Consider the following 14,729-nt stretch of genomic DNA (forward strand, 5'->3'; position numbering starts at 1 on the left):
GCGCGGTGCGGCCCCGTTGTTCGAGCCGCGCACCGTCCGTCGAAGTTATGTCACGGCGGATGCGCCCACGCAAGGACGGGGGTGGAGCGCCGGGGTCAGGTCGCGGGCACGACCAGCGTGAGGGCGGTTCCGCCGTCATGTTCCACGTGCAACCCCGCGCGCCTCAGCAGCCGCCGCAGCCCCACGACGTCGGTGGGCTCGGCCGGTGTGCCGGCGAGCAACCGGGCCAGCCGCCCCTTGTGTGCCTTGTTGAAGTGGCTGACGACGGCACGGGTGCCGTCGGGGCGCTCGCTGAGGACCTGGACGGTGACGGCGCCGGTCACCGGCGCCAGTGCGGCGTACGACCCGCTCCGGAGGTCCACCACCAGGTCGGGGACGGCGGCCAGCACCGGGGAGAGGGCCGGCTTCCACAGCGCACGCAGCGTCGGCAGCCCGGGCAGGGCCGAGCCGGCCGACAGGCGGTAGGCCGGGATCCGGTCCGCGGCGCCCACCAGGCCGAACAGCGCCGAGCCGACGGCGAGGCGGGCGTCTGCCCGGGCGCGCCGGGCGGGGGTCAGCGAGCGGACGTCGAGCGCGTCGTACAGCACGCCCGTGTACCGCTCGACGGCCGGCAGGGTGGCGCTCGTCCGGAGCGCCGCGTTGCGGGCGATCTCGGCGTCCTGCGCCGCCGAGACCCCCAGCGCGGCGCGGGAAGCCGGGACGTCGGCGGCCAGCTCCACCAGTGCCCCGACCAGCCGGGTGCGCACCCCGGTGAGCTCCGGGGCGGTGAGCGTGGTCAAGTCCAGCGGGACGCCGTCCCCGCCCGGGTGCTTGGTCTCCGACGGCGGCAGCAGGACGAGCACGGGGGTCGACGGTACGTGCGGCCCGGGCGCAGGAGCGGAGGCGGGCACCGGTCGGGCGCCGAGGGCGACCGCCGGCGCCCCGGCTCGCGTCGGCGCGTCAGTCGGTGAGGTCGACGATCACCGGTGCGTGGTCGCTGGCGCCCTTGCCCTTGCGCTCGGCGCGGTCGATCAGCGCACCGCTCACCCGGCCGGCCAGCGCGGGCGAGCCCAGGACGAAGTCGATACGCATGCCCTCGCGGCGCGGGAAGCGCAGCTGGGTGTAGTCCCAGTAGGTGTAGACGCCGGGGCCGGGCGCGAGCGGGCGCACGACGTCGGTGAAGCCTGCGTCCACGACGCCCTGGAAGGCGGCGCGCTCGGCCGGGGAGACGTGCGTGGAGTGGGTGAAGACGGACATGTCCCAGACGTCGTCGTCCTGCGGGGCGATGTTCCAGTCACCGACCAGGGCGATCGGTGCCTCCGGTTCGGCGGTCAGCCAGCCACCGGCGGCGACCCGCAGTGCCTCGAGCCACTCCAGCTTGTACTGCAGGTGCGGATCGGCCAGTGAGCGGCCGTTGGGCACGTAGAGGCTCCACACCCGTACGCCGCCGCAGGTCGCGCCGAGCGCGCGCGCCTCCGGAGCGGGGTCCACCCCCTCCTTCGACGACCAGGAGGGCATCCCGGGGAAACCCTCGGTGACGTCGTCGAGCCCGACGCGCGACAGGATCGCGACGCCGTTCCACTGCGAGTGGCCGACGTGGGCCGTCTCGTAGCCCAGGGCGCTGAAGACCATCTCGGGGAACTGGTCCCCGCGGCACTTGGTCTCCTGCAGCGCCAGGACGTCGACGTCGTGCCGCTGCAGGAAGGCGGCCACCCGGTCGGCCCGGGTGCGGATCGAGTTCACGTTCCACGTCGCCAACCGCATGTGCTCATTGTCGGCCTACCGGCCGACACCGCGGCCACGTGCCCCCTCACCCGCCGTTGAGCCGCTGCGTCACGCCTGCGCGGAGACCCTCCGGGCCCTCACTCGGCGCGACAAGACGGGCAGGCCCTCGTCGGGGAGCCCTCCGGGCCCCCGCTCCTCAGACCTGCACCGGGGTCTCCCCCTTGGCCGCCATGCGGGCGCGCATCCGTTCGCGGCTCTCCACGAACTTGGTCGCCTGGGCGTCCAGGCCGGTCAGGAACTCGGCGAGCTGCTCGCGGGCCTGCTCGCCCTCGGGCCCGAGATCGCTGCGGTCGAACACCTTCCAGGTGCGCAGGATGGGGCTGACCACCTCGTCGTGGTGCAGGCGCAGGTCGTAGATGCCGGCCTTGGCGATGATCGTCGAGTTCTTCCGGAAGTTCGCCATGTTCGCGCCGGGCATCTCGAAGTTCATGACCTCGGTGGCCACGGCCTTCATCGTCTCGTCCGGGTCGATGTCGAACGCCGCCGTCACCAGGTTCCGGTAGAAGATCATGTGCAGGTTCTCGTCGGTCGCGATGCGCGCCAGCAGCTTGTCGGCGATCGGGTCGCCGGTGGCCTTGCCGGTGTTGCGGTGCGAGACGCGCGTCGCCAGCTCCTGGAACGAGACGTAGGCGACGGCCTCCAGCGGGCTCTTGTCGCCGGAGTCGTAGCCGGTGGTCATGTAGTCCATCCGGGCCCGCTCGAGCTCCACCGGGTCGACGCCCCGGGTGACGACGAGGTAGTCGCGCAGCGCGACGCCGTGCCGGCCCTCCTCGGCCGTCCAGCGGCCCACCCACTGGCCCCACGCGCCGTCCCGGCCGAAGCGGGTGGCGATCTCCCGGTGGTAGCTGGGCAAGTTGTCCTCGGTCAGCAGGTTCACGAACATCGCGGCCTTGGCGGTCTGGTCCAGCCGGGACTGCTCGGGCGACCAGTCCTCGCCGCCGAGGAACGCGAAGTTCCGGCCCTCGTCCCAGGGCACGTAGTCGTGGGGGTGCCACTCCTTGGCCATCGCGATGTGCCGGTCGAGGTTCTGCGCCACGACCGGTTCGAGCTCGGTCAGCACGGCTGCCTGCGGGGACGTCTGGGGCACGGGAACCTCCGGGTCGACTCGACCTACGCCGTCGTAACCTACGCGGACGTAACCATCAGGTCACGTACCCCGTGAGTGCCCGCTCCGGGGCGATCGCACGCCCCCGGAACGGCATCGGCGTGTCGCCCGCACGGAGGGTCCGCGTCCTCGCCTGCCCCGGTGCCCCGGCCTCGGATCGGCATCGGTGGGACCATGGGGGGGTGACCTGGGCATGGACCGCGGCGGAGCGCCGGTGAGCGACTCGTCCGAGACGCCCAGCGGCGCCTCTCCCGCCGGCGCCTCGCCCGCGGCGTCCCCGCCCCGTGCCCCGCGCCGTGCGGGCAGCTTCCCGGCCGCCCTCGGCTGGACGGCGCTCAACGCCCTCATCCCCGGCACCGGCTTCCTGGCGACCGGGCGGCGGGTCCTCGGCGGCGTCGTCCTCGGGGTCTTCCTCCTGCTCGCCGCCGGTGGTGTCTGGCTGGCCACCGCGGGTCAGCGGTCCGCCCTCCGCGCGGCGGTGGACACGTCCTCGCTGCTGTGGATCGTCGCGGCCATCGGGGTCGGGACGCTGCTGTGGGCGGTGGTCGTGGTCGTCGGCCACCTGCTGCTCGTGCCCCGCGGCACCGGCTCCGGGCGGCGGGCCCTGGGTGGCGTGGTGGTCCTGCTGGTGCTCGCCGCCGGCGTGGTCCCCGCCGTCAGCGCCGGCCGGCTCGCCCTCGAGCACCGCGACCTCATCACCGACGTCTTCACCGACGACGGGCGCTCGGCGACGGTGGCGGAGGACGAGGGGGACGAGGAGGACGAGCCTGCCCCGTTCGGCGGCAAGGAGCGGGTCAACGTCCTGCTGCTCGGCGGCGACGGTGGTGAGGGGCGCGAGGGGGTGCGCACCGACACGGTCATCGTCGCCAGCATCGACACCGGCACCGGTGACACGACGCTGTTCAGCCTGCCCCGCAACCTCCAGGAGCTGCCCTTCCCCGCGGACAGCCCGCTGGCCGAGCTCTACCCCGACGGGTTCGACGCCGGCAGCGAGGCGGAGAGCCTGCTCAACGCCGTCTACCGCAACGGCCCGGCCATGTACCCCGACGCCCTGGGGCCGACGGACAACGCCGGGGCCGACTTCCTCAAGCTGGGCGTGGGGGAGGCGCTCGGCCTGGATCTGGACTACTACGTCCTGATCAACCTCGAGGGGTTCAGCCGGCTGGTCGACGCCCTCGGCGGCATCACCGTCAACGTGAACTACTGGGTGCCGATCGGCGGCGAGCCGACGCTGCGCATCCTCCCCGACGACTACATCGCCCCCGGCCCCGACCAGCATCTGGACGGCTTCACCGCCCTGGAGTTCGCCCGTGGCCGGTACGGGATGAGTGACTACGACCGGATGGCCCGGCAGCGCTGCACCATCGACGCGATCGTCGACGCCGCCGAACCGATGACCCTGCTGCTCCAGTACCAGCAGCTGGCCCGCACCACCCGGGACGTCGTGTTCACCGACATCCCCCGCTCGAGGCTGGACGACTTCGTCGACCTGGCGTTCCTGGTCAAGGACGCGGAGATCTCCAGCGTCGTGTTCGACGACTCGGTGATCGATCCGGCCTACCCCGACTACGACCGGATCCGGAGCATCGTCTCCGCGTCGCTGGAGCCCGCCGGTGAGGGGGCCGACCCGGGCCTCCCGGTTCCCGGCGACGACGCCGTCGGCGACGACCCGGTCACCCCGCCGTCGGCCGGTGAGGACCCCGAAGACCTCGTCGCGCCGAGCGACGTGCGCGACGCCTGCGCCTACGACCGGGAGGCCGCCCGGGCCGCCCTCGCCGCCGGCGAGCCCCCGACGGCGGGCGGCTGACCGCGTCGGCCTGTGCGGCGGGGGGTCACATCGCGGCGATCTGGAGCAGGTTGCCGCAGGTGTCGTCCAGCACCGCGGTGGTGACCGGACCCATCTGCGTGGGCGGCTGGGTGAACCGGACGCCGAGGGCGGTCAGCCGGTCGTACTCCGCCTGCACGTCGGCCACCGTGAAGGAGTTGTAGGGGATCCCGTCGGCGACCAGCCCCTGCTTGTACGCCTGCGCCGCCGGGTGCTCGTCGGGCTCGAGGAGCAGCTCCACGCCGTCGGGCTGTTCCGGGGAGACGACGGTGAGCCAGCGGTGCGCGCCCGTCGGGACGTCGTTCTTGGCCACGAACCCGAGCACGTCGGTGTAGAACCGCAGCGCCTTGTCCTGGTCGTCCACGAACACGCTGGTCAGGGTGATCCGCACGGGTCCTCCTCGGGGCCGGGTGCCGGTGTCGGGCGCCACCGTTCGGTGATGGCGCGCAGTGGTGTGGTGTCCAGGTCGTGGAACTTGTAGCGCCCGTCCCGCCGGGTCCGGACCAGCCCGGCCGCCTCGAGGACGGCGAGGTGCTGGGAGACCGCCTGGCGGGTCGAGGAGAGCCCGTGCCGGGTGATCAGCCGGTTGATCAGCTCGAACAACGTCTGGCCGGAGTGCTCCTGCAGCTCGTCGAGGATGGCCCGTCTGGTCGGATCGGCGAGGGCCCGGAACACGTCGCCCACGACCCCCACCATAGGCAAGCGGCTGCTTGCCTGACAAGTCCCTCGTGACCTCTGCCAGCGGCAGGACGGAACCGTGCCCGCCGGTCAGCCCAGCGCGATGTCGCGGCGCCGGAAGCCGGTGAAACCGGCCGCCAGGAGGAGGGCGGCGACGGCGGCCAGCCCGGCCAGGGGAGCGAGCGTCCACTCCTCGAGCGGCAATGTCGGGATCCACGAGATCGGGGAGAGGTCGCTGACCCAGCCCGGCCACTCGAACGACTCGGCGAACATGGTGATCAGCAGGAACAGGCCGACCGCCGTCCACGCCACGGTCGTCGCCAGGCGGGGGAGCAGGCCGAACAGCGCGACGGCCACACCGGCCACGACCCAGATGGCGGGGACGTAGGACACGGCGGCGCCGACCATCCGGCCGAAGGCGGCTCCCTCGCCGGTCTGGGCCACGCGGACCAGGCCGGTGGTCACCCCGGACGCCGTCATGGCCAGCGCCGACCCGAGCAGGGCGACGGACACGTGGCTGCCCAGCCAGCCGGCTCGGCTGGTCGCGGTGGCCAGCAGCACCTCGGCCCGGTCCCCCGACTCCTCGGCCCGGGCCCGCAGGACCGCCGACACGGCGTAGGCGGAGGCGAGCAGCGCGGTGATGGCGAACGTGGTGCCCAGGTAGGCGTCGACGAGCCGGTCGACGTCGGGGTCCCCGAAGATCGCCAGCGCCTGCTCGTTCTCGCCGATGAGGGTCTCCACCGACTCCGCGAGCGCTCCGTAGACGATTCCGAGCAGCGCCAGCCCGACCGTCCAGGCGATCAGCGCGCCGCGGTGCAGCCGGACGGCGAGCCCGAGCGGCGACAGCAGCGCCCGTCGGGCGGCGGGCCGCCCGGGCCGGGGCTGGGTCAGCCCGGAGCCCAGGTCGCGGCGGTCGAGCAGGGCGAACCCGGCGGCGACGAGGACGCCGGCCACGACGAGGCACAGCAGCAACGGGAGGAGGGCGTCGTCGGTGAAGGGGTGCGTGGCCTGCGCCCACCCGATCGGCGACAGCCAGACCATCCAGTTGCCCTCGATGTCGCCGACGGCGCGCAGCACGAACGCGGCCGCGAACAGGCCTCCGACCAGCCCGTAGACGGCGCGGGTGTGGCCCGTCGCCTGGGCGGCGACGGCGGTGACCCCGGTGAACACCAGGCCGCAGACGCCCACGGAGGCGCCCAGCACGAACGAGCCGGGCGCCGGCAGCCCCGAGGCCGTCGTGGCCAGGCCGATGGCGACGGCGAGCACGGCGCACGCCAGCGTGGCGAGCAGGACGGCGGCCAGCAGCGGCGCGTGCCGGCCGACCCGCGCGGACCGGAGCAGCTCCGTCCGTCCCGCCTCCTCGTCGGCCCGGGTGTGGCGGGTGACGGTGAACATCGCCATGAGCGCGGCGATCAGCATGACGGTCGCCGAGATCTCGAAGGCGACCGCTCCCGCGACGGTGTCCAGCCCGACCGGCGGCCCGGCCAGCGCGATGGTCGCGGCGTTGCTGCCGACCGAGGCGCGGTAGGCCGCCAGGTCGGCGGGGGTGTCGTAGATGGCCTGGCTGGAGACCGACTGCGTCACGACCATGAAGGTGCCGGCGGCGATCCAGACCGGTAGACGAAGGCGGTCGCGGCGCAGGGCAAAGCGGAACAGCGCGCCGGTGCCCGCGACGGTGCTGCTCACCGCCGCCCGGCCTCCTGTGCGACCGGCACGTCGTCGTCCGCGAGCTCGTCGCCGTAGTGGCGCAGGAACAGCTCCTCCAGCGTGGGCGGCGTGCTGGTCAGCCCGCGCACGCCCAGTCCGGCGAGGTGCCGGAGGACGCCGTCCAGCGCGTCGGTGTCGACGTCGAGGTGCGCCCGGCCGTCCTCGTGCCGCAGGTCGTGCACCCCGGGGAGGGAGCCGAGGCCGTCGGCGGGCCGTTCGGTCTCCACGACCATCGACATCCGCGTGAGGTGGCGCAGCTCGGCCAGCGTCCCGCTCTGCACGGTCCGGCCGTGCCGGATGATGCTGACCCGGTCGCAGAGGGCCTCGGCCTCCGCGAGGATGTGGCTGGACAGGAGCACCGTGCGGCCCTCGGCCCGCACCTCGCGGATGCACTCCTGGAACACCGCCTCCATGAGCGGGTCCAGACCCGAGGTGGGCTCGTCCAGGATCAGCAGCTCCGCGTCGGAGGCCAGCGCGGCCACGAGGGCCACCTTCTGCCGGTTCCCCTTGGAGTAGGTGCGCGCCTTCTTCCGCGGATCGAGGTCGAAGCGGTCGAGCAGTTCCGCGCGACGGCGCGGGTCGAGGCCGCCGCGCAGGGCGCCGATCAGGTCGATGGTCTCCCCGCCGCTGATGTTCGGCCACAAGGTCACGTCCCCCGGTACGTAGGCGAGGCGGCGGTGCAGCGCGACGGCATCCCGCCACGGATCGCCACCGAGGAGCTCGGTGCGGCCGGCGTCGGGCCGCAGCAGGCCCAGCAGTACCCGGATGGTCGTGGACTTCCCCGAGCCGTTGGGCCCGAGGAAGCCGTGCACCTCGCCCGAGGCGACCTCGAGGTCGAGGCCGTCGAGGGCGCGGGTGGCGCCGAAGGTCTTCACCAGGCCCGACACGGAGACGGCTGTGCTCACAGCCCATGAAGCTACGCCCGGGGAGGTCCTGCGTGGAGGAGTGTGGCGCACGGGAGGATGGGCGCCGTGAGTGCCGAGGTTCGTGCCGTGTCCGAGGTCGACGACGCCCTGCGCCGGGAACTGCTGGACTGCTGGACCGACGTCACCAACGCCGGAGGCGCCGTGGGCTTCGTCCCCCCGGTGACGCAGGCCGACGTCGTCCCCCTGCTGGACAAGCTGCTGGAGGGCGTCCGCTCCGGCCGGGACGTGCTCGCCCTGCTCACCGTGGACGGCACGACGGCCGGCTTCGCCAGCGTCGTGGGCTCGCTGAGCCCGCTGCGGGCGCACTGGGGGACCGTCCTGCGGGTGCAGGTGCACCCGTCGCTGCAGGGGAGGGGGCTGGGCGCGGTGCTCATGGACGGCGTCCACCGCATCGCCCGCGACCGTGGGTGGGAGTTCCTGCACCTGACCGCCCGCGACGGCACCGGCGTCGACGCGTTCTACCGCGGCCTCGGGTACGTGGAGGTCGGCCGGCTGCCCGGTGCGATCCGGGTGGCGCCGGGCGACGACCGCGACGAGATCGTCATGGCCTGCCGCCTCTGAGCGGCCCTCGGCCCCTCCTGCCCGGACCCGCGGGGCGCCCGGACCCTCTGGTAGACCCGGGTCATGACCTCCGGCTCCCCCGACCGCGCTCCCCGCCGCACGCCCGAGCAGGACAGGGGGCGCCAGGTCGCCCTGTTCGTCGTGGGTGTCGCCGTCGTCCTGCTGGTGTCGTCGGTGACCTGGTTCGGGAGCGACCGGGCGGGCTGGGGCATCGCCCAGGTGGTGGTGGGCGTGCTGCTGGGTGCAGTGGGCGTCGTCCTCCACCGGCGCGCGAGCGCCGGCGGCTGACGGGTCAGCGCGCCCGGCGGCCCGCGCCGATCTGCACGGCGTGGTCCAGGAACTCCTGCACGACGGCGGGGTCGACCTCGCCGGCGTCCCGGTACCCGAGCGAGCGGACCTGGCGCCCGGAGCCGCTGAGCAGGCCGCGCGGATGCGCCGCACGGTCGCCGCCACCGCAGGGTCGTGTGGGCGAGCAGTGCGTCCACCTCGGGATCGTGCGGCACGGGGGCAGCATGCACCCGGCCACCGACGATCCGGGTCCCCTCAGCCGCTGTAGGGGCGCTCCCGGGCCAGCTCCTCCTTGGCCACCCCGCGGATGTGGACGGCGTCGGGGCCGTCGACGATCCGCAGCGTGCGGGCGCTGGCGTAGAACCGCGCCAGCACGGTGTCGTCGCTGACGCCCGCGCCGCCGTGCACCTGGATGGCACGGTCGATGACGTCCAGCGCCACCTTGGGCGCGGCCACCTTGATCGCCGAGATCTCCGTGCGGGCACCCTTGGCCCCGAACTTGTCGATCAGGTCCGCGGTCTTGAGCACGTACAGGCGGGCCTGGTCGATCTCGATGCGGGACAGCGCGATCGCCTCGCGCACGGTGCCCTGCTCGGCCAGCGGGCGGCCGAAGGCGACCCGGTTCTTGCTCCGCTCCACCATGAGCGCCAGCGCGCGCTCGGCCATGCCGATGGCGCGCATGCAGTGGTGGATGCGGCCGGGGCCGAGCCGGGCCTGGGCGATCATGAAGCCGTCACCCTCACCGGAGAGGATGTTGCTCACGGGCACCCGCACGTCGGTGAACCGGAGCTCGGAGTGGCCGTGCTGGTCCTGGTACCCGAACACGGGCAGGTGCCGGACGATCTCCAGCCCCGGGGTGTCGCGCGGGACCAGGACCATCGACTGCTGGCGGTGCGGCGGGCCGTCGGGGTCGGTCTTGCCCATGACGATGAAGATCTGGCAGCGCTCGTCGGCGGCGCCCGAGGTCCACCACTTGCGGCCGTTGATCACGTACTCGTCGCCGTCGCGGACGATCGAGGTCTGGATGTTGCGGGCGTCCGAGGAGGCGACGTCGGGCTCGGTCATCGCGAACCCGGAGCGGATCTCGCCCTCGAGCAGCGGGTTCAGCCAGCGCTGCTTGTGCTCCTCGGTGCCGAAGAGCATCAGCGTCTCCATGTTGCCGGTGTCGGGCGCTCCGACGTTCATCGCCTCGGGGGCGATGACGGGGGACCAGCCGGTGATCTCGGCGACGGAGGCGTACTCGAGGTTGGTCAGGCCGCCGACCTCGTGGTGGAAGAGGTTCCACAGGCCGCGCGCACGGGCCTCGGCCTTCAGCTCCTCCAGGACCGGTGGGTGCTCGTGGTCGTCGTGGCCGCGCTCGGCACGCCACCGGTCGTACACGGGCTCGGCGGGGAAGACGTGCTCGCGCATGAAGTCCCACGCACGCGCGCAGACGTCCTCGGCCTTGGCGGAGAGGGCGAAGTCCATGTCCGGCACGCTAGCCGCGGAGGCGGCCGGCGGCGCATCGGGCGACCCACCCGGGAATGCGTGCGGGCCGGGCCCCGGCACCCCGAGGGGGCGACGGGACCCGGCCCGGACGGCGGGGTGTTCGGATGGTGCTGGTTACACGCGACGGTTGCTGTCGACGGCGTCGCGCACCGGACCCAGCGCGATGACGAGGCCGATGATCGCGGTGACGATGTGCAGCACGTTGTCAGCGGCGTTCACGTTGAGGAAGTCCCACTCCTCGCCGATGGCGATGAGGCCGTAGACGAAGGCGGCACCGTAGCCGACCGCGAGCAGCCAGCCGTAGGTGCGGGCACCGGACAGCGTGCGGGCCAGGGCGAGACCGGCGGCACCGATGACGATGTGCACGACGTTGTGCATCGGGTTGATCATGAACCCGAGCAGGTTCGCGTCCTCGTGGGCCATCTCGGCGCCGTTCTCGTTGCCGAAGAAGTTGTCGAACCCGGTGATGAAGAAGCCGACGATGCCGATCAGCAGGTAGATGGCGCCGATGGCCAGGGCCAGCAGCTCCGGCCAGGTCTTGCCGGCGCGCCCGGTACCGCTGCGGTCCGCGGATGCGGCCATGAGTTCCTCCTGAGGGTTGATGACGTCGTTGTCGTTGAACCTGCGCGGTCTACCCCGGGTCCCACCTGCGGTAACACCGGTCACCCGGTCGTGTGCACGCCGCAACCGGATCGTGACCCTCAGGCCTCCGTGCGCGAGGTCGGCCTGGAGCGGCGCACGACGAACGGCCCGATGGCGAGCAGGTCGACCGGGGCCGAGCCGAAGCACTCCAGCGCATCCCGCGGGTCGTCCACCATCGGGCGGCCTGCGGTGTTGAGGCTGGTGTTGACCACGACCGGGATCCCGGTGCGCCGCTCGAACGCCGAGATCATCCGGTGCACCAGGGGCTGCTGCTCGGGATCGATCGTCTGGATCCGCGCCGTTCCGTCGACGTGGGTGACGGTCGGGATGCGGTCGCGCCACTCCTCGGCGACGTCGTGCACGAAGAGCATGTACGGCGAGGGGATGGGGCCGCGGCTGAAGATCTCGGGGGCCTTCTCCAGCAGCACCATGGGTGCGACCGGGCGGAACTGCTCGCGGCCCTTCACGTCGTTCATCCGCTCGAGGTTGGCCTCGTGGCCGGGGTGCGCGAGCAGCGAGCGGTGGCCGAGCGCGCGGGGGCCGTACTCGCTGCGGCCCTGGAACCAGGCGACGATCCCGTTGTCGGCGAGCACCTCCGCGACCGTCTCGGCCACGTCCTCCGGGCGCTCGTAGTCGATGGCCGCCGTCCGCAGGACCTGCTCGATCTCGTCGTCGCTCCAGCCGCGACCCAGTGCCGCGCCGGGCATCGGCTGCGTCTGCTCGCCCAGCTCGTGCGCCACGTGCAGCGCGGCGCCCAGGGCCGTACCGGCGTCGCCGGCGGCGGGCTGCACCCAGACCTGCTCGAACGGGCTCTCGGCGAGGATGCGGGTGTTGGCCACGCAGTTGAGCGCGGTGCCCCCGGCGAGGGTGAGGACGCGGTCGCCGGTCTGCTCGTGCACCCAGCGGGCCAGGTCGACCAGGACCTCCTCCAGGCGCGTCTGCACGCTGGCCGCGAGGTCGGCGTGCGCCTCGGTCCACTGGTCGCCCTTGCCCAGGCGCGGCGCGAACTCGGTGAAGTCGATCTTCTCGGTGCGGAAGCCGCCGTCGTCGGTGGCGCGGATCAGCTCCGCCAGGTCGCCCAGGAAGCGGGGCTTGCCGTAGGAGGCCATCGCCATGACCTTGAACTCGTCGGAGCTGCGCAGGAAGCCCAGGTGGTCGGTGAGTTCCTCGTACATCAGCCCGAGCGAGTGAGGGAGGGCCTGCCCGGCGAGCACCTCCAGCTGCCCGTCGACGTAGCGCCCGGCCAGGTGGCTGTGCGCCTCGCCGCGGCCGTCCAGCACCAGGACGGCGTTGTCGCGCTGTCCCTGGTGATGGGGCGCGGCCAGTCCGGCGGAGGCGGCGTGGGCCACGTGGTGCTTCACGAACCGGACCTTCGCGGGGTCCAGCCCGGGCAGGGCGTGGGCGAGGAAGTCCGGCGCCATCTCGGCGTACTTCTTCCGCATGACGTCGCCGTCGTCGAACAGGCCGGTGTCCTCCGGCGTCGTCATCAGCCCGGGGTCGAACGAGTAGGCGACCGCGTCGAGCTCCTCGGGCCGGATGCCGGCCTCGGCCAGGCACCAGGCCGCGGACAACTCGGGCAGCTCCCACGCGCTCCAGGGCAGCGGTCGCTTGCCATGCTTGCGCCGGCTGAACCGTTCCTCCTCCGCGGCGGCCACGACCGTCCCGTCGACGACGAGCGCCGCCGCCGGGTCGTGGTAGATCGCGTTGATGCCGAGGACCTTCACGCGTGCACTCCTTCTCACAGGGTCGCTGCCCGTCTGCTCCAGGCGCTGACCCGTCGTCGTGCTGATGATCAAGCCCACGAGCCGCGCCCGCAGCTCGAAGCGGCTCAGCCGCGGGTGCGCAGCAGGTCGTTGTCCGCGACGGCGGCGAGGCCGAGGGTCTTGTAGCCCACCTCGTCGAACAGCACGGTGATCCGGTCGTCCTCGACGCGCATGACCACGCCGTTGCCCCACTCGGTGTGCTCGACCGGGGTCTCCACCGGGAACGGCGTGTCGTGGTCGACGGGTCCCAGGTCGTCCTGGGCGGTGCCGCTGGTGCAGTTGTCGCAGTTCCCGCACGGCTGGTCGAGCTGCTCGCCGAAGTAGCCGAGCAGGAACTGGCGACGGCACTCGGTGGTCTCGGCGTAGCCGCGCATCATCTCGACGCGGCTCTGGTCGACCTTCTCGTGGTGCTCGGCCAGCTCGCGGGCGGCCGCGGCGGCCTCGCCGGGGCTCGGGGCGTCCGCGGCGGGATGGGCAGCGCCCTCCTCGTCGATGACGACGGCCGCGACCTGTTCGAGGAGGTTGAGGTCGCGCACCAGCGGGCTGGCCGCGCGGCCGGTCTCCTCGCGCAGGGCCTTGACGTCGACGCCGTCCTCCAGGCCCGCGGCGGGGGCGGCGGCGACCAGGCCGGCCACCTGCTGCAGCTCCTCCTCGGCGGGGGTGCCGGCGGCGAAGAAGCGGCGCAGGCCCAGGTCCTCCTGCCGGTAGACGAGCACGGCCAGCGCCGGCTCGCCGTCGCGCCCGGCCCGGCCGATCTCCTGGTAGTAGCTGTCCACCGAGTCGGCGGGCTCGGCGTGGATGACGAACCGGGTGCCGGGCTTGTCGATGCCCATGCCGAACGCCGTGGTGGCGACGACGACGTCGAGCTCGTCGTCCATCCAGGCCCGCTGGGTCTCCTCGCGGTCGCCGCGGTTCAGGCCCGCGTGGTAGTGCCGGGCGCGCAGGCCGCGCTCGCGCAGCTCCTCGGCGATGGTCTCGGTGCCCTTGCGGGTGGCGCTGTAGACGATGCCCGGGCCCCGCCCCTCGCCGACTTCGGCCAGCACCCGGTCGAGCACGCCCAGCTCCTTGCCGCGGGCGTCGGCGTGGTGGTCGACCTCCAGCCGGATCTCGGGCCGGTCGAAGCCGGCGACCACGATCGCGGGGTCGCGCATGCCGAGCTGCTCGACGATCTCCGCCCGCACCGGCGGGGCGGCGGTCGCGGTGAGCGCGAGCACCGTCGGCGAGCCCAGCTGCTCGACGGCGCCACCCAGCCGGAGGTAGTCGGGACGGAAGTCGTGCCCCCAGGCCGACACGCAGTGCGCCTCGTCGACGACGAACAGGGCCGGACGCGCGGCCGCCAGGGCGTCGACCACCTCGGGCTTGGCCAGCTGCTCCGGGGCGAGGAAGAGGAAGCGGACCGCTCCGTCACCGACCCCCTCCAGCGCCTCGCGCTGGTCGCCGGCCGAGAGCGTGGAGTTGAGCTGGGCGGCCCGGCCGGCCTCCTCCTCGAGCTCACCCAGCCGCTCCACCTGGTCGCGCTGCAGGGCGATCAGCGGTGAGACCACCACGACCGGGCCGTCGAGCAGCTGCCCGGCGACCTGGTAGATCGCGGTCTTCCCGGCGCCCGAGGGCAGCACGGCGAGCGTGTCGCGGCCGCCGACCACTGCCTGCATGGCCTCTTCCTGGCCGGGGCGGAACGTCTCGTAGCCGAGCACCTCGCGGGCGAACCGGCGGATCCGGCGGGTCCGGACGGAGGCGGTGGCGCCCGCCGGGTTGTCGTCCCCGGATCGCTCGTCCCCGGCTCGTTCGTCCCCGGATCGCTCGTCTTCGGCTCGGTCGCCGTCCGAGGTCACGGCGGGGGACTTCTCTCTGGAGGCGCGCGGCACCGGCACCCTCTCCCCGGCGCGCGGCGTCGCCAAACGGTGGCCGGTCTCACCCGCGCCCGGGACGTTCCCGCGGGAACGTCAGTGGGGCCGGACGTTCCCGCGGGAACGTCGGGGTCA

15 protein-coding genes are annotated in these 14,729 nt (G+C 73.3%); 3 read left to right on the top strand and 12 right to left on the bottom strand.

Annotated features, from left to right (window positions below; translation table 11 throughout):
* Nucleotides 1–95 precede the first annotated feature (95 nt).
* The 3 genes from yaaA to ACI793_RS05795 all read right to left on the bottom strand — a co-directional run bounded on the left by yaaA (nt 96) and on the right by ACI793_RS05795 (nt 2,851).
* The gene (yaaA, locus tag ACI793_RS05785; protein ID WP_456605414.1) at nt 96–842 is read right to left on the bottom strand and encodes a peroxide stress protein YaaA; all 747 of its coding nucleotides are present in this window, start codon (nt 840–842) and stop codon (nt 96–98) included.
* A 97-nt stretch (nt 843–939) separates the two neighbouring features.
* Nucleotides 940–1,743, bottom strand: coding sequence for an exodeoxyribonuclease III (locus ACI793_RS05790; RefSeq protein WP_456605415.1), 804 nt, complete (start codon nt 1,741–1,743; stop codon nt 940–942).
* Between the two features lie 157 nt (nt 1,744–1,900).
* A complete protein-coding gene (locus tag ACI793_RS05795) occupies nt 1,901–2,851 on the bottom strand; it encodes an acyl-ACP desaturase (protein ID WP_456605416.1) in 951 nt (316 codons plus the stop codon).
* Nucleotides 2,852–3,083: 232 nt separating this feature from the next.
* On the opposite strand from ACI793_RS05795, the gene ACI793_RS05800 reads away from it, so the two are divergent.
* Entirely contained in the window at nt 3,084–4,676 is a 1,593-nt protein-coding gene (locus ACI793_RS05800; protein WP_456605417.1) for an LCP family protein, read from the top strand.
* A 25-nt stretch (nt 4,677–4,701) separates the two neighbouring features.
* Here the strand turns inward: ACI793_RS05800 and ACI793_RS05805 are convergent, their stop codons facing one another.
* The 4 genes from ACI793_RS05805 to ACI793_RS05820 form a co-directional block, all read right to left on the bottom strand.
* Nucleotides 4,702–5,085 (bottom strand): VOC family protein, encoded by a 384-nt coding sequence (locus ACI793_RS05805; protein ID WP_456605418.1) that lies wholly within the window; start codon nt 5,083–5,085, stop codon nt 4,702–4,704.
* On the bottom strand, nt 5,070–5,378 hold the full coding sequence (locus ACI793_RS05810) for an ArsR/SmtB family transcription factor (RefSeq protein WP_456605419.1): 309 nt from the start codon (nt 5,376–5,378) through the stop codon (nt 5,070–5,072). The genes ACI793_RS05805 and ACI793_RS05810 overlap by 16 nt, the downstream gene beginning before the upstream one ends.
* An 84-nt stretch (nt 5,379–5,462) precedes the next feature.
* Nucleotides 5,463–7,058 carry an ABC transporter permease gene (locus ACI793_RS05815; RefSeq protein ID WP_456605420.1) on the bottom strand — a complete coding sequence of 532 codons (1,596 nt, stop codon included), beginning with the start codon at nt 7,056–7,058 and terminating at the stop codon, nt 5,463–5,465.
* Complete coding sequence (locus tag ACI793_RS05820; RefSeq protein WP_456605421.1) at nt 7,055–7,984, bottom strand: ABC transporter ATP-binding protein; 930 nt, start codon at nt 7,982–7,984, stop codon at nt 7,055–7,057. The genes ACI793_RS05815 and ACI793_RS05820 overlap by 4 nt, the downstream gene beginning before the upstream one ends.
* Before the next feature lie 87 nt (nt 7,985–8,071).
* Here ACI793_RS05820 and ACI793_RS05825 point away from each other — a divergent pair, with 87 nt between their 5' ends.
* Entirely contained in the window at nt 8,072–8,566 is a 495-nt protein-coding gene (locus ACI793_RS05825) for an N-acetyltransferase family protein (RefSeq protein WP_456605422.1), read from the top strand.
* Nucleotides 8,567–8,629: 63 nt separating this feature from the next.
* Complete coding sequence (locus tag ACI793_RS05830; RefSeq protein ID WP_456605423.1) at nt 8,630–8,854, top strand: hypothetical protein; 225 nt, start codon at nt 8,630–8,632, stop codon at nt 8,852–8,854.
* Nucleotides 8,855–8,858: 4 nt separating this feature from the next.
* Here ACI793_RS05830 and ACI793_RS05835 read toward each other — a convergent pair whose 3' ends face one another.
* The 5 genes from ACI793_RS05835 to ACI793_RS05855 form a co-directional block, all read right to left on the bottom strand.
* On the bottom strand, nt 8,859–9,080 hold the full coding sequence (locus tag ACI793_RS05835) for a hypothetical protein (protein ID WP_456605424.1): 222 nt from the start codon (nt 9,078–9,080) through the stop codon (nt 8,859–8,861).
* A gap of 29 nt (nt 9,081–9,109) precedes the next feature.
* Nucleotides 9,110–10,321 (bottom strand): acyl-CoA dehydrogenase family protein, encoded by a 1,212-nt coding sequence (locus ACI793_RS05840; RefSeq protein ID WP_456605425.1) that lies wholly within the window; start codon nt 10,319–10,321, stop codon nt 9,110–9,112.
* Between the two features lie 135 nt (nt 10,322–10,456).
* Nucleotides 10,457–10,924, bottom strand: coding sequence for a DUF4383 domain-containing protein (locus ACI793_RS05845; protein ID WP_456605426.1), 468 nt, complete (start codon nt 10,922–10,924; stop codon nt 10,457–10,459).
* Between the two features lie 119 nt (nt 10,925–11,043).
* On the bottom strand, nt 11,044–12,708 hold the full coding sequence (locus ACI793_RS05850; protein ID WP_456605427.1) for a carbamoyltransferase family protein: 1,665 nt from the start codon (nt 12,706–12,708) through the stop codon (nt 11,044–11,046).
* A 104-nt stretch (nt 12,709–12,812) separates the two neighbouring features.
* Complete coding sequence (locus tag ACI793_RS05855; protein ID WP_456605428.1) at nt 12,813–14,579, bottom strand: RecQ family ATP-dependent DNA helicase; 1,767 nt, start codon at nt 14,577–14,579, stop codon at nt 12,813–12,815.
* Nucleotides 14,580–14,729 lie beyond the last annotated feature (150 nt).

This window comes from Blastococcus sp. SYSU DS0617 (assembly GCF_054051075.1).

Bases quoted from the DNA above. Each gene is read 5' to 3' on its own strand.
- ACI793_RS05790 (WP_456605415.1), bottom strand. From the start codon at position 1,743: ATGCGGTTGGCGACGTGGAACGTGAACTCGATCCGCACCCGGGCCGAC.
- ACI793_RS05830 (WP_456605423.1), top strand. From the start codon at position 8,630: ATGACCTCCGGCTCCCCCGACCGCGCTCCCCGCCGCACGCCCGAGCAG.
- ACI793_RS05835 (WP_456605424.1), bottom strand. From the start codon at position 9,080: ATGCTGCCCCCGTGCCGCACGATCCCGAGGTGGACGCACTGCTCGCCC.
- ACI793_RS05840 (WP_456605425.1), bottom strand. From the start codon at position 10,321: ATGGACTTCGCCCTCTCCGCCAAGGCCGAGGACGTCTGCGCGCGTGCG.
- ACI793_RS05845 (WP_456605426.1), bottom strand. From the start codon at position 10,924: ATGGCCGCATCCGCGGACCGCAGCGGTACCGGGCGCGCCGGCAAGACC.